At 66.2% G+C, this 14,591-nt stretch carries 10 protein-coding genes; all 10 read left to right on the top strand.

Annotation, left to right across the window (positions count from 1 at the left end; genetic code table 11):
• Nucleotides 1-9: 9 nt before the first annotated feature.
• The 10 genes from typA (at nucleotide 10) to ABZ348_RS04460 (ending at nucleotide 14,588) form a co-directional block, all read left to right on the top strand.
• Nucleotides 10-1,911: a translational GTPase TypA gene (typA, locus tag ABZ348_RS04505; protein WP_358929239.1), complete on the top strand. Its 1,902-nt coding sequence runs from the start codon at nucleotides 10-12 to the stop codon at nucleotides 1,909-1,911.
• Nucleotides 1,912-3,484: 1,573 nt separating this feature from the next.
• Nucleotides 3,485-4,522 carry an ABC transporter permease gene (locus ABZ348_RS04500; protein ID WP_358929237.1) on the top strand — a complete coding sequence of 346 codons (1,038 nt, stop codon included), beginning with the start codon at nucleotides 3,485-3,487 and terminating at the stop codon, nucleotides 4,520-4,522.
• 98 nt (nucleotides 4,523-4,620) lie between these two features.
• The gene (locus ABZ348_RS04495) at nucleotides 4,621-6,414 is read left to right on the top strand and encodes an ABC transporter substrate-binding protein (RefSeq protein ID WP_358929235.1); all 1,794 of its coding nucleotides are present in this window, start codon (nucleotides 4,621-4,623) and stop codon (nucleotides 6,412-6,414) included.
• A 107-nt stretch (nucleotides 6,415-6,521) separates the two neighbouring features.
• Complete coding sequence (locus ABZ348_RS04490; RefSeq protein ID WP_358929233.1) at nucleotides 6,522-7,499, top strand: ABC transporter permease; 978 nt, start codon at nucleotides 6,522-6,524, stop codon at nucleotides 7,497-7,499.
• Nucleotides 7,500-7,509: 10 nt separating this feature from the next.
• Complete coding sequence (locus tag ABZ348_RS04485; RefSeq protein ID WP_358929231.1) at nucleotides 7,510-8,571, top strand: ABC transporter ATP-binding protein; 1,062 nt, start codon at nucleotides 7,510-7,512, stop codon at nucleotides 8,569-8,571.
• A gap of 12 nt (nucleotides 8,572-8,583) precedes the next feature.
• A complete protein-coding gene (locus ABZ348_RS04480) occupies nucleotides 8,584-9,702 on the top strand; it encodes a dipeptide ABC transporter ATP-binding protein (RefSeq protein ID WP_358929229.1) in 1,119 nt (372 codons plus the stop codon).
• Nucleotides 9,703-9,850: 148 nt separating this feature from the next.
• Nucleotides 9,851-10,786, top strand: a complete 936-nt coding sequence (locus ABZ348_RS04475; RefSeq protein WP_358929227.1) for a GNAT family N-acetyltransferase — start codon at nucleotides 9,851-9,853, stop codon at nucleotides 10,784-10,786.
• A gap of 159 nt (nucleotides 10,787-10,945) precedes the next feature.
• Nucleotides 10,946-12,577 (top strand): ABC transporter substrate-binding protein, encoded by a 1,632-nt coding sequence (locus ABZ348_RS04470; RefSeq protein ID WP_358929225.1) that lies wholly within the window; start codon nucleotides 10,946-10,948, stop codon nucleotides 12,575-12,577.
• A gap of 114 nt (nucleotides 12,578-12,691) precedes the next feature.
• Nucleotides 12,692-13,615, top strand: coding sequence for an ABC transporter permease (locus ABZ348_RS04465; RefSeq protein WP_358929223.1), 924 nt, complete (start codon nucleotides 12,692-12,694; stop codon nucleotides 13,613-13,615).
• Nucleotides 13,608-14,588 (top strand): ABC transporter permease, encoded by a 981-nt coding sequence (locus ABZ348_RS04460; RefSeq protein ID WP_358929221.1) that lies wholly within the window; start codon nucleotides 13,608-13,610, stop codon nucleotides 14,586-14,588. Before ABZ348_RS04465 ends, ABZ348_RS04460 begins: the two co-directional genes overlap by 8 nt.
• Nucleotides 14,589-14,591: the final 3 nt, after the last annotated feature.

Raw genomic sequence — 14,591 nt, 5'->3', positions numbered from 1 at the left:
CAGCCAGTCATGCCCACGCGCCACGACATCCGTAACGTCGCCATCGTCGCCCACGTCGACCACGGCAAGACCACCCTGGTCGACGCCATGCTGAAGCAGGCCGGCGCCTTCGCCGCGCACCAGCACGTCGACGACCGGGTGATGGACTCGAACGACCTGGAGCGTGAGAAGGGCATCACGATCCTCGCCAAGAACACGGCGGTGAAGTACCACCCCAAGGCGGGGGGTGCGCCCATCACGATCAACATCATCGACACCCCCGGTCACGCCGACTTCGGCGGCGAGGTCGAGCGCGGTCTGTCCATGGTCGACGCGGTCGTCCTGCTGGTCGACGCCTCCGAGGGTCCGCTGCCGCAGACCCGCTTCGTCCTCCGCAAGGCCCTTCAGGCCCGGATGCCCGTCATTCTCTGCATCAACAAGACGGACCGTCCTGACTCCCGGATCGACGAGGTCGTCAACGAGACCTACGACCTCTTCCTCGACCTGGACGCCGACGAGGACCAGATCGAGTTCCCCATCGTCTACGCCTGCGCCCGTGACGGCGTCGCCTCGCTGACCAAGCCCGCCGACGGCACGGTTCCGGCGGACAGCGACAGCCTGGAGCCGTTCTTCTCCACCATCCTGCAGACGGTTCCGGCCCCCGAGTTCGACGAGTCCGCGCCGCTCCAGGCCCACGTCACCAACCTGGACGCCGACAACTTCCTCGGCCGCATCGCGCTGCTCCGCGTGGAGCAGGGCGAGCTGCGCAAGGGCCAGACCGTGGCCTGGATCAAGCGCGACGGCACCGTGTCCAACGTCCGCATCAGCGAGCTGATGATGACCGAGGCCCTGACCCGCAAGCCTGCCGAGGTGGCGGGTCCCGGTGACATCTGCGCCGTGGCCGGCATCCCCGACATCATGATCGGCGAGACGCTGGCTGACCCGGAGAACCCGATCGCGCTGCCGTTGATCACGGTGGACGAGCCGGCGATCTCCATGACGGTGGGTACGAACACCTCGCCGCTGGTCGGCCGTGGTGGCACCGGCAAGGGCGCCGACAACAAGGCCGCGGTCAAGGACCGCAAGGTCACCGCGCGCCAGGTGAAGGACCGCCTCGACCGCGAGCTCGTCGGCAATGTCTCGCTCCGCGTCCTGGAGACCGAGCGGCCGGACGCCTGGGAGGTGCAGGGCCGTGGTGAGCTGGCGCTGGCCATCCTGGTCGAGCAGATGCGCCGCGAGGGCTTCGAGCTGACCATCGGCAAGCCGCAGGTGGTCACCAAGGAGGTCGAGGGCAAGGTTCACGAGCCCGTCGAGCGGATGACGATCGACGTTCCCGAGGAGCACATGGGCGCGGTCACCCAGCTCATGGGAGTCCGCAAGGGCCGGATGGACAACATGTCCAACCACGGCTCGGGCTGGGTCCGGATGGAGTTCGTTGTTCCGTCCCGAGGTCTGATCGGCTTCCGTACGGAGTTCCTGACGAACACCCGCGGCACCGGCATCGCCCACTCCATCCACGAGGGTCACGAGCCGTGGTTCGGCACTCTCAGCACGCGCAACAACGGCTCCCTGGTCGCCGACCGCTCCGGTGCCGTCACCGCGTTCGCGATGACCAACCTCCAGGAGCGCGGTGTGCTCTTCACCGAGCCGGGCACCGAGGTCTACGAGGGCATGATCGTCGGCGAGAACTCCCGCTCCGACGACATGGACGTCAACATCACCAAGGAGAAGAAGCTCACCAACATGCGCTCCTCCTCCGCCGACTCCTTCGAGGCGATCGTCCCGCCGCGCAAGCTCTCGCTGGAGCAGTCGCTGGAGTTCTGCCGCGATGACGAGTGCGTCGAGGTGACTCCGGAGGCGGTCCGCATCCGCAAGGTGAACCTGGACGGGCGCGAGCGTGCCCGTGCGGCTTCCCGCGCCAAGCACGGCTAGGGTCTTTCTTTTGGGTCAGGCTGGATCAGGGAGCGGGGTCTGGTGCCGTGGATCGCAAGGCGGAGGAGTGAATCACTGCGGAGCATTGGTGATTGACGACAACGCGGCGAGGCGCGGTGCCAGGGCACGCGAGCCCAGCAAGATCCGAAAGAAGGGCCCTAGAGCGGCTGGCACGTCCGGAGCGGCGGGAGAAATCGCCGGAGCACCGCCGCTCCGCACGGTCTGAAACGGCCGGGTATGACCTCGCTTCAGGGGTCGTACCCGGCCGTTCTTCCGTTCTCGGCTGTTTCGTCGCCCGCCGAAGCCTGTCGAAGCCGGCCAGGCACGTGGGCGGGTGGGCGAGCCGGCTTCGGCCCTCCGGAGGATGATTTCGCGCCGTTGTGAGTCGGCCGGTTCCTGACCTTGACCGTTCTCTCCCACTGCGGGGCGTAGCTCTCCCGAGGGGAGCGCACTTCCCTCCACGAGTAGGCCGGTGGTCAAACCCCGGCTCGCATCGGGCCTCGGAGCAGCCCATCTCAGGGGCGCATCCACCCATACTCCTGCGGTCGACGTTCCCCCAAGGCGTACGGAAGGGGGCGAGAACGCCCTCACACCGCCCTCCTGGGACTCGTACGCCCCACGAGCACCCCCGGACCCCTAAGCCTCTAACGTGTCTCCAGAGAGCCCTCCGAGTCTCGCCCTCGGTGACGCGGACGCATCCTTCGGAGACTCGGTTTGCTTCTGCGACAGCTTTCGGCCGTCGCGACGGCCTCGAACCCGAGGTGAGGCGGCCGGGAATGACGAGCTGCCGGGGCGGCCTCCAAGAGGGACCACCCGGGCCGTTTGGCCCTACCCCATGCGTGGGAAGCTGTGGGATTGGACCACCGGCGGGGGCTCGCCCGTCAACAGGTTTTCCTCTTAACCACGTCCGACTATCGGGCGTAGCTCACCGGAAACCTGTATTAACAGTCCGTTTCGAGTGTGTCTGTCTGCGATCCCTTTGTCCGAATTTTGGTCCTCGGGCCCGCGCTGATGTTGCCAAAACGAGATGCTTTAAGTGTGGTTTACGGCCCGAACTTACCCAATAGTTGGCTTCACTGAGCTCGGGTCAACGGGTCATGCGCTGTGGGGAGCGCCGACTCACGAGCACACGGGGTACAGCTCTTCGCCGTCAGGGGTGTCGGCGGGTGTCATGTGCCCAACCTTGCAGTGAACACGTGGACTCATGAGGAGGAACCCATGCGCGGTGCCACGAGCGCCAGTGGGGTCGGGTCGTCACCGATGCCGTGTACGGCCGGTTTCCAGCGCATTCCATCCGGTTTTGCCGCCGACGACGGCGGCCACCGATCCTGAGCCCCGGTCAACCGCTCGGCTCGCGATCCTGAGGGTGGAATCAATCCCTATTGACGCACTTTCCAGCCATTTTGTCCGTGGGTAGACCCATGGGCACGAGGCAGTACGGTCCCGCCCACTGAGGCTGGCCGACTGGGGGATCGTCATGCGGTGGCTCTGACGTACGGGTGCACAACACCCGGCCGTCCCAGTCGCCGTGCGCAGGACCGCGGGTCACCCGACACCCGTGAATGGACACATCATGACCAGTCCAATCGAGACTGAGGCCTCGACCGCCTCCGTCGCCTTGGACAAAGACACCGCGACCAAGAACGACGCTGCCGACGGCGTGAACCTCACCGGCCGTTCGCCGGGCCAGCTGATGTGGATGCGCTTCAAGCGCGACCGCGTCGGCATGGTTTCCGCCGTAGTGGTGATCCTCTTCTTCGTCGTCTCCGCGTTGGCTCCGGTGATCTCCAAGCTGTACGGCAAGGACCCGTACACGCTCTATGCGGACAAGCCCGGCTACGAGGGGCTCCTGGACGAGTTCTCCCTGCCCGTCGGAGCCTTCGGAGGCATCTCCGGCGACTTCTGGTTCGGCGTCGAGCCCAACCTGGGTCGCGATGTGTTCACCATGCTGCTCTACGGGATGCGCACCTCGCTCTACATGGCGCTCGTCCTCACCTTCCTCTGTGTCCTCACGGGCGTGGTCATCGGCATGGTGAGCGGCTACTTCGGCGGCAAGGTGGACTACTGGCTCGGTCGGACCACGGACTTCTTCCTGGCCTTCCCCAACCAGCTGTTCTTCATCGCCTTCATGCCCGTGGTCACCGCGCTGTTCGTCTCCCCGACGGACGAGACGCCCACCTATCTGCGCGCGGTCGTGATGATCCTCGTGCTCTGGTTCCTGGGCTGGATGGGCATGGCCCGTCTGGTGCGCAGCTCCGTACTGTCCCTGCGTGAGCGGGAGTTCGTGGAGGCCGCCAAGGTCTCCGGCGCCTCCCGGTGGCGGATCGTCCGCAAGGAGATCCTGCCCAACATCGTCACCCCGATCCTGGTCCAGGGCACCTATCAGCTGCCCAGTTCCATCCTGACCATCGCCTTCCTCTCGTACGTGGGTGTGGGCTTCGTGGAGCCGACCCCCGACTGGGGCCGGATGTTCGCCACGGGATCTGAGATCTACGAGCAGAACCCGGCGTTCATGTTCTTCCCGGGCGTCGCCATGGTGGTGTTCGTCCTCGCGTTCAACCTTCTCGGCGACTCGGTCCGGGACGCGTTCGACCCCAAGACCGGACGGTGACGTCCAAGGGCGAGGGTGGCTGCCGCCCTCGCGCCGGGCAACCGGACGGTCAGGCAGCTCTTGATGATTACAAAGGACAGGTAGGTGCATCGAGCATCATGAAGCCCATTCGTTCGCGCTCAGCGCGCGTCATAGTCGTCGCCGCCGCGGCCGGCTCCCTGGCGCTCACCGGCTGCTCCAAGGACAGCGGATCGACCAAGGACGAGTCGAAGTCGAAGAAGGACGCCGCCGCGCAGTCCACTCCGGTCAAGTACGGCGACGCTGCCGCGTCCAACGGTCCCGCCGCCCCGGTGGCCGGTGCCAAGAACGGCGGCACCATCAACGTCTACATGCAGTCCGACCTGAGCCACATGGACCCGGGTCAGATCTACGTCAGTGACGCCGGTCAGTTCTCCAACCTGATCCACCGCGGTCTGACGAACTTCCAGGAGGACGACAAGGGCAACCTGACGGTCGTCGGTGACGTCGCCACCGACTCCGGTCAGTCGTCCAACGGCGGCAAGACCTGGACGTTCAAGCTCAAGGACGGCATCAAGGACGACAAGGGCAACGTGATCACGTCTGCCGACGTCCGCCACACCATCGAGCGCCTTTACTCCAAGGTCATCTTCGACGGTCCCACCTTCGTCCAGACCTGGCTCTCCGGTGCGAAGTACCGTGACGCGCTGCCGGACGGCCCGTACACGGGCAAGCACCTGCCCGACAGCGTGCTCGCGACGCCGGACGCCAAGACGGTCGTCTTCAACTTCACCGACCCGCAGCCCGACCTCCCGCAGGCGCTGGCCATGGCCGGTTACAGCATCGTGCCCGCGAAGGCGGACACGAAGGAGAAGTACGACAAGGCCCCCGCCGCGCTCGGCCCGTACAAGCTGGCCGAGTACAAGGCCGGCAAGTCGATGAAGCTGGTCAAGAACACCAACTGGGACCCGAAGACCGACGCGGTCCGCCACCAGTACGTCGACGGTTACGACTTCACCACCACCATCGACCAGCCGAGCCAGACCAAGCGTCTGATCGCCGACCAGGGCGACGCGAAGAACGCGATCCAGTTCACGGACTCGGTCGACCCGGCGCAGATGCGTGACGTCATCACCGACGCGAAGGTCAACAAGCGCACGGTCAAGGGCTACCAGCCCTACGTGTGGCAGATGACCTTCAACCTGGACCGGCTCAAGGACAAGAAGATCCGCGACGCCATCACCTACGCGCTGCCCAACCAGCGCATGATCCAGGCTGACGGCGGCAAGTACGGCGGCGAACTGGCGGGCGGTCTGTTCGCGCCGACCCTGCCGGGCTACGACCCGACGTACGACCCCTTCGGCAAGCAGAAGAAGCCCAACGGTGACCCCGCGAAGGCCAAGCAGCTGCTGAAGGAGGCGGGCGTCGCCAAGGGCACGAAGCTCAGCTACGCGTACTCCAACACCCCGCGTGGGCAGAAGCAGATGGTCATCATCAAGGAGGCGCTGAACGCCGTCGGCTTCGACGTCCAGGCCAAGGAGATCGACCGCGCCTCGTTCTACGAGCAGATCGGCAAGGTCAACAACAGCTTCGACCTCTACATGACCGGTTGGGGCCAGGACTGGCCGTCCCCGGCCACGGTCGTGACCCCGGTCTACGACGGTGACCTGGTCGCCGACGGTGGTTCGAACTACTCGCACATCAAGGACGAGCAGGTCACCAAGGGCATCGACGAGGCCCTGAAGCTGGACCCGCAGGCCGCTGCCAAGAAGTGGGAGGAGATCCACCACCGCATCGTGGAGGAGATCAACCCGGCTGCTCCGGTCTACTACTCGAAGCAGATCCAGCTCTCCGGCTCGAACGTCGGTGGCGCCAAGTACAGCACTGAGTCGAGCTACATCGACATCAACGACCTGTACCTGATCAACCCGTAACAACCCCGCACGGATGATCCTTGGGGGTGCGCGCCAGGCGGAGCGCACCCCCAAGGGCCCACGTATGTCACCCCCCGCCGCCTTTCCCAAGAGAGCAGCCTCCCGAGATGCTTCAGTTCCTCATCCGCAGGTTGACCGGCGCAGTCGCGATCATGTTCTTGATCGCTGCGTTCACGTTCTTCCTTTTCTATACAATTCCCCAGGACTTCGCCGAACTCGCCTGCGGCAAGACCTGCACGAAGGAGAACATCGCGGTCATCCGCGAGAACCTCGGGCTGGACAAGCCCATCACCGCCCAGTTCTGGGAGTTCATGGGCGGGATCGTCTCCGGTCGGGACTTCGCCGTGGGTCACTGCCCCGCGCCGTGCCTGGGCGTTTCCTTCTCGTCGAACGAGTTCGTCTGGGACTCGATCATGGACCGCTTCCCGCTGACGCTCTCCCTCACGGTCGGCGGCCTGGTCATCTTCCTGACCCTGGGCCTCGGTGCTGGTCTGCTCGCCGCCTGGAAGCGCGGCACGGTGATCGACAAGATCGTCAGCGGCACGTCGATGCTGCTCAGCTCGTTCCAGATCTACTTCCTCGGCCCGATCGTCCTCGGCATCATGGTCTACAGCACGGGTTGGATGGAGAACCCGTCGTACGTGCCGTTCACCGAGGATCCGGCCGGATGGGTCATCGGACTGCTCATCCCCTGGGCCGTGATGGCGACCATCTTCACCGCTCAGTACACGCGTATGGCGCGCTCGACCATGATCGAGCAACTCCAGGAGGAACACGTCCGCACGGCCCGCGCGAAGGGCATGAAGCAGCGGTACGTATTCTTCCGGTACGCCTGGCGCGGTTCCCTGACGCCCATCGTCACCATTCTCGGCATGGACCTCAGCGGCCTCCTCGCGGGCGCCGTCGTGACCGAGTTCACCTTCGACCTGCCGGGCATCGGACGGCTGGCCGTGAACTCGTCACTCGACAAGGACCTGCCGCTGACGATGGGCGTGATGCTGTTCGGAGCCTTCTTCATCCTGCTCCTGAACATCCTCGTGGACCTCGCCTACGCCTACATCGACCCGCGCGTACGCCTCGCCTAGGAGAACGACCGTGACCACTCTGACCAAGACCGAAGACACACCGGCCCCGACCGGGCCGGGGGCCTTCCTCTCGGTCCGCGACCTGCGGGTGCGGTTCTCCACCGAGGACGGCATCGTCAACGCGGTCGACGGCCTCTCCTTCGACGTCGAGCGCGGCAAGACGCTGGGCATCGTGGGCGAGTCGGGCTCCGGCAAGTCCGTGACCAACCTGACCATCCTCGGTCTGCACAACCGCAAGACCACCGCGATCGACGGCGAGATCCACCTCGACGGCCAGGAACTGCTGGACACTCCCGAGCGGGAGATGGAGAAGCTCCGCGGCAACAAGGTCGCGATGATCTTCCAGGACCCGCTGACGGCCCTCTCCCCGTACTACACGGTGGGCCGCCAGATCGCGGAGCCGTACATGAAGCACACCGGCGCCTCCAAGAAGGAGGCGAAGGCCCGCGCGATCGAGATGCTCGACAAGGTCGGCATCCCGCAGCCCGCGACGCGCTTCAACGACTACCCGCACCAGTTCTCCGGCGGAATGCGCCAGCGCGCCATGATCGCGATGGCGCTGATCTGTGACCCGGACCTGCTGATCGCGGACGAGCCGACCACGGCGCTCGACGTGACGGTGCAGGCCCAGATCCTCGATCTCCTCAAGGACCTCCAGCAGGAGATGGGCTCCGCGATCATCTTCATCACCCACGACCTGGGCGTCATCGCCAACATGGCCGACGACCTGCTGGTGATGTACGCGGGCCGGGCCGTGGAGCGCGGCACCGTCCGTGAGGTGCTCCAGACGCCGAAGCACCCCTACACCTGGGGTCTGCTCAGCTCGATGCCGCGTCTGTCCAGCCCTCTCGACGAGGCGCTGATGCCGATCCCCGGTTCGCCGCCGAGCCTGCTCAACCCGCCGTCCGGTTGCCCCTTCCACCCGCGCTGTGCCTTCAAGGACCAGGTCAGCGGTGGACTGTGCTCGGGCGAGCGCCCGTCGCTCGCCGAGGGGCGCGCTTCCGCCTGCCACCTCACGGGGGACCAGAAGCAGTCCATCTTCATCGATCAGATCAAGCCCCGGCTCGGCTAGGGAGACGCAGACATGAGCGAGAACGTCACTCTGCCGCAGCAGCAGGGAACACAGAAGACCAAGACCACCGGTGAGCCGTTGCTCACCGTCGAAGGGTTGACCAAGCACTTCCCGATCTACGGCGGCTTCCCCATCAAGCGCCAGGTCGGTGCGGTCAAGGCCGTCGACGGTGTGGACCTCACCGTGCACTCCGGCGAGAGCCTCGGCCTCGTCGGTGAGTCGGGTTGCGGCAAGTCGACCACCGGTCGGCTGATCACCAAGCTGATGGACCCCACAGCCGGCAAGATCACCTACGCCGGTACGGACATCACGTACGCGAGCCGCAAGCAGATGGCGCCGGTGCGGTCCGAGATCCAGATGATCTTCCAGGACCCGTACTCGTCGCTGAACCCGCGGCAGACCGTCGGCACGATCATCAAGTCGCCGATGGAGGTCAACGGGATCAACCCGCCGGGCGGGCGCGAGAAGCGGGTCCAGGAACTGCTGGAGACCGTGGGTCTCAACCCGGAGCACTACAACCGCTTCCCGCACGAGTTCTCGGGCGGTCAGCGGCAGCGCATCGGCGTGGCCCGGGCGCTCGCGCTCGAACCGAAGCTGATCGTCGCCGACGAGCCGGTCTCGGCGCTGGACGTGTCGATCCAGGCGCAGGTCGTCAATCTGCTCAAGAAGGTCCAGGACGAGTTGGGGATCTCCTTCCTCTTCATCGCCCACGACCTCGCCGTCGTACGACACTTCTCGCAGCGCGTGGCCGTGATGTACCTGGGCAAGGTGATGGAGGTCGCCGACCGCGAGTCGCTGTACACCCGGCCGCGTCACCCCTACACCCACGCACTGCTCTCGGCCGTGCCCGAGGCCGACGTCGACTCCTCGAAGAAGGAGCGCATCCGCCTCTCCGGTGACGTTCCCTCGCCGATCATGCCGCCGTCCGGTTGTCGTTTCCGCACCCGGTGCTGGAAGGCGCAGGACAAGTGCGCGACGGACGAGCCGCCGCTGGTGCAGATCGCCGGCAGTGACGATGGCCATCTGACCGCGTGCCACTTCCCCGAGGCGCCCTCGATCGCGGCCCGTACCGAGGACGTGGTGATGGACCCGGCGCTCGCCGCGCTGGAGGAGAACCACACCACCGACTGAGTTCCGCGCAGTGAAGGCCCCGGACAACCACCAGCACTCAAGCGGGGTGTCCGGGGCCTTCACCGTTGTGTGTCGGTACCCGCGTCGGTTGCGCTCCGGCGCGGAAAACGCGTTGCACCGCCCGTACCGTCCAACGGACCCTGGGCGGATGGAAGAACTGACCGTTCGGCCGGCCGTCCCCGGGGACGCGCCCGAGATCTGCCGACTGCTCAATGCCGTGGACCTCGTCGAGATCGGGCGGGAGGAGACGGATCTGCACGAGGTGGCCGCCGATCTCGACCACCCGGAAGCCGGGCTGGAGGAGAACTCCTGGCTGGCCTTTCGCGAGGGGGAGCTCGTCGGATACGGGCTGATGTGGGATGACTCCGGCGCCGAGCGCATCGACATGGACCAGTACATACGCCCCGGCCACCAGGACGCGGGGGAGCTGCTGCTCGATCTGATGGAGGCGCAGGCGGTGCGTCGGGCCGCGCGCAACGGCGCTGCGCAGGCCGTCGTCCATATGCACCTCAATGTGCGCCCCACTCTCGATCCGGCGGTCCTGGTCGATCGCGGCTGGCACACCGTGCGCCGCTACCACGCCCTCACCCGGGCGTTGTCCACCTCCGTCGACCTGGTGCCCGAGCCGCGCCAGGGGCTGGCCCTGCGCGACTGCGCACAGGAGTCTGACCGACGGTTGGCCCACCAGCTGATCGAGGAGACCTTCGCGGAGCACTTCGACCACCAGAAGCGCAGTTACGAGCAGTGGCTCGCCGACCGGGGGGCGCACATCGACTGGTCCCTGGTGTGGATAGCCTCCCTCCCCGGTACGGGTGACGTCGCGGTGACGGTCACCCGCAACGACCGGGAGAGCACCGGGTGGATCAGCTATCTGGGCGTGCGCAAGGAGTTCCGGGGCCGGGGCATCGCCGGCCATCTGCTGCGCCATGCGTTCGGGGTGTACGCGGGGCTGGGGCGCGACACCATCGGTCTTGGTGTGGACACCGACAACGAGACGGGTGCCCTGGGCCTGTACAAGGCGCACGGCATGACGACGCACTTCGCCGTGAACACCTGGGAGGTCACCCTGCCGGTCCAGCCGTAGGGTCCGCCGCTTCTCGGGAGCGTGAGCGGTGGCCCCTCGTCGCGATCTGACCCGTCCGGACGGCCCGACCTCGTCCGGACGGCCGCGGTTGGCGTGCAGTATCGCCCTAAATAGGGTGATATCCGTTCTAAGTGAGACTTAGAACATGGGAGGCACTCCATGCGTGGAGCCACGCACGCCACATGGGTCGTAGGCGCGGTCGCGGTCGCCCTCGTGGCGACCGGCTGCGGCGGGGGCGACAGCGGTGGCGGTGGTGGCGGCGCCAGCGGAATCGTCAGTGCCTCCTGGGGCGACCCGCAGAACCCGCTGGAGCCCGCGAACACCAACGAGGTCCAGGGCGGCAAGGTCCTCGACATGGTCTTCCGCGGGCTGAAGCGGTACGACCCCAAGACGGGCGAGGCCCAGGACATGCTCGCCGAGAAGATCGACACCACCGACTCGATCAACTTCACCATCACCGTCAAGGACGGCTGGACCTTCAGCAACGGCGAGGCGGTCAACGCCAAGTCCTTCGTCGACGCCTGGAACTACGGCGCAGACCTGCGCAACAACCAGCGCAACGCCTACTTCTTCGGCTACATCGAGGGCTATGACAAGATCCACCCGGACTCGGGGCAGCCGACCGCCAAGACCCTGTCCGGTCTCAAGGTCACGGGCGACCGCACCTTCACGGTCAAGCTCACGCAGAAGTTCTCCACCTGGCCAGAGACCCTCGGGTACGCCGCTTTCGCCCCGCTGCCCCAGGCATTCTTCGACGACCACGACTCCTGGCTCGCCAAGCCCGTGGGCAACGGGCCCTACACCGTGGACTCGTACGCACGCGGTTCCCAGATGTCCTTGCGGAAGTGGGACGACTACCCCGGATCGGACAAGGCCGAGAACGGCGGCGTCGACCTCAAGGTCTACACGGACAACAACACCGCCTACACCGATCTGACCGCAGGCAACCTGGACCTCGTCGACGACGTCCCCGCCTCCCAGTTGAAGAACGTCAAGGCCGACCTCGGCGACCGCTACATCAATACGCCCGCGGGCATCATCCAGACCCTCGCCTTCCCGTTCTACGACGACGCGTGGAACGGGCCGAACAGCGAGAAGCTCCGCACCGGGCTCTCCAGGGCCATCAACCGCCAGCAGATCACCGACACCATCTTCCAGAAGACGCGCACGCCCGCGAAGGACTGGACCTCGCCCGTGCTCGGTGAGGAGGGCGGATTCAGCGACACCCTCTGCGGCGACGCCTGCGAGTACGACCCGGCCGAGGCGAAGAAGCTGGTCGAGGAGGGCGGCGGCATCCCCGGCGGCTCGCTCCAACTCTCGTACAACGCGGACACCGGCTCCCACAAGGACTGGGTCGACGCCGTCTGCAACAGCATCAACAACGCCCTCGGCAACGATCGCGCCTGCGTCGGCAACCCCATCGGCACCTTCGCCGACTTCCGCAACCAGATCACCCAGTCCAAGATGCCCGGCCCCTTCCGCGCCGGCTGGCAGATGGACTACCCGCTCATCCAGAACTTCCTCCAGCCGCTGTACTACACCAACGCCTCCTCCAATGACGGCAAGTGGAGCAACGACGACTTCGACCGCCTCGTCGACCAGGCCAACGCCGAGTCGGACACCACCAAGGCGGTGCAGACCTTCCAACAGGCCGAAGAGGTCGTACGGGACCAAATGGCCGCCATTCCGCTCTGGTACCAGAACGGCAGCGCGGGGTACTCGGAGCGCATCTCCAACGTGGAGCTGAACCCCTTCAGCGTCCCCGTCTACAACGAGATCAAGGTCAACTGACCGGGGAGGACGACCGGCCCGGTGTCCCGTACACCGGGCCGCACCCTTCCCCCAGCACAGCGGTCACCCCGTGAGATCCGGCATTGACCACGAACACGACCCCTGGAGTCCTTCATGGGACGTTATGTGATCCGGCGTCTGCTACAGATGATCCCGGTCTTCTTCGGTGCGACGCTGTTGATCTTCCTGATGGTCAATGTGATGGGCGACCCCATCGCCGGACTCTGCGGCCAGCGCCAGTGCGACCCCGCGACCGCAGCCCAGCTCCGCAAGGAGTTCGGTCTCGACAAGCCCGTCTGGCAGCAGTACCTGACCTACATGGGCCACGTCTTCACCGGCGACTTCGGCACCGCCTTCAACGGCCAGCCCGTCACCGAACTGATGGCCTCCGCCTTCCCGGTCACCATCCGGCTCACCATCGTCGCCATCTGCTTCGAGATCGTCATCGGCATCACCCTCGGCGTCCTCACCGGACTGCGCAGGGGGCGCCCCATCGACACCACGGTCCTGCTGCTGACCCTCGTCGTCATCTCCATCCCCACCTTCGTCACCGGTCTGCTCCTCCAACTCCTCCTCGGTGTGGAGTGGGGCATCATCAAGCCCGCGGTGTCACCCGAAGCACCCTTCAACGAGCTGCTGATCCCCGGCCTGGTGCTCGCTTCCGTATCCCTGGCGTACGTCACCCGTCTCACCCGCACCTCCATCGCCGAGAACGCCCGCTCCGACTACGTCCGCACCGCCAAGGCCAAGGGTCTGCCCAGACACCGGGTCATCACCCGTCACCTGCTGCGCAACTCCCTGATCCCGGTGGTCACCTTCATCGGCACCGACATCGGCGCGCTGATGGGCGGGGCGATCGTCACCGAGCGCATCTTCAACATCCACGGCGTCGGCTACCAGCTCTACCAGGGCATCGTCCGCCAGAACACCCAGACCGTCGTCGGCTTCGTGACCGTCCTGGTGCTGGTGTTCCTGCTGGCGAACCTCATCGTGGACCTGCTGTACGCCGTGCTCGACCCAAGGATCCGCTATGCCTGAGCCGCGGTACGACGACGACGGAGCCATCGCATCCACCGGTGCCGGCGGGCCGATGGACCTCGCCACCAGCGAGGGCGAGACACTGGAGAGGACCCCCGGCGGGCCGCTGGGCACCGGCCCCAGCGGCAAACCCCGCAGCCTGTGGTCCGACGCCTGGCGCGATCTGCGACGCAACCCCGTCTTCATCATCTCGGGCCTCTTCATCATCTTCCTGGTGATCATCTCGATCTGGCCGTCGCTGATCGCGTCCGGCAACCCCCTCCAGTGCGACCTCGCCAAGGCCCAGGAAGGCTCCCAACCCGGGTACCCCTTCGGCTTCAACGGACAGGGCTGCGACGTCTACACCCGAGTGGTCTACGGGGCCCGCACCTCGGTCACCGTCGGTGTCTGCGCCACCCTGGGCGTCGCACTGCTCGGCTCGGTGCTCGGCGGGCTCGCCGGATTCTTCGGCGGCGGCTGGGACGGAGTCCTGTCCCGACTCACCGACATCTTCTTCGGCATCCCCGTCATCCTCGGCGGCCTGGTGCTGCTCTCCGTCGTCAGCTCGACCACCGTGTGGCCGGTCGTCGGATTCATGGTGCTCCTGGGCTGGCCGCAGATCTCCCGCATCGCCCGCGGATCGGTCATCACCGCCAAACAGAACGACTATGTCCAGGCCGCCAGAGCCCTCGGCGCCTCCAACTCCCGGCTGCTCCTGCGGCACATCACCCCCAACGCCGTGGCGCCGGTCATCGTCGTCGCCACCATCGCGCTCGGCACCTTCATCTCCCTGGAGGCCACGCTGTCCTACCTCGGCGCCGGACTGAAACCGCCCACCGTCTCCTGGGGCATCGACATCTCCTCGGCCTCCCCCTACATCCGCAACGCCCCGCACATGCTGCTCTGGCCGGCCGGTGCGCTGGCGGTCACGGTGCTCGCGTTCATCATGCTCGGCGACGCGGTGCGCGACGCCCTCGACCCGAAGCTGCGCTGAGGA

The organism is Streptomyces sp. NPDC005963 (genome assembly GCF_040638655.1).
Classification (GTDB): Bacteria; Actinomycetota; Actinomycetes; order Streptomycetales; family Streptomycetaceae; genus Streptomyces.
The sequence above is the reverse complement of the archived record's forward strand: the minus strand, read 5'-3'. Positions and strand labels throughout refer to the sequence as shown.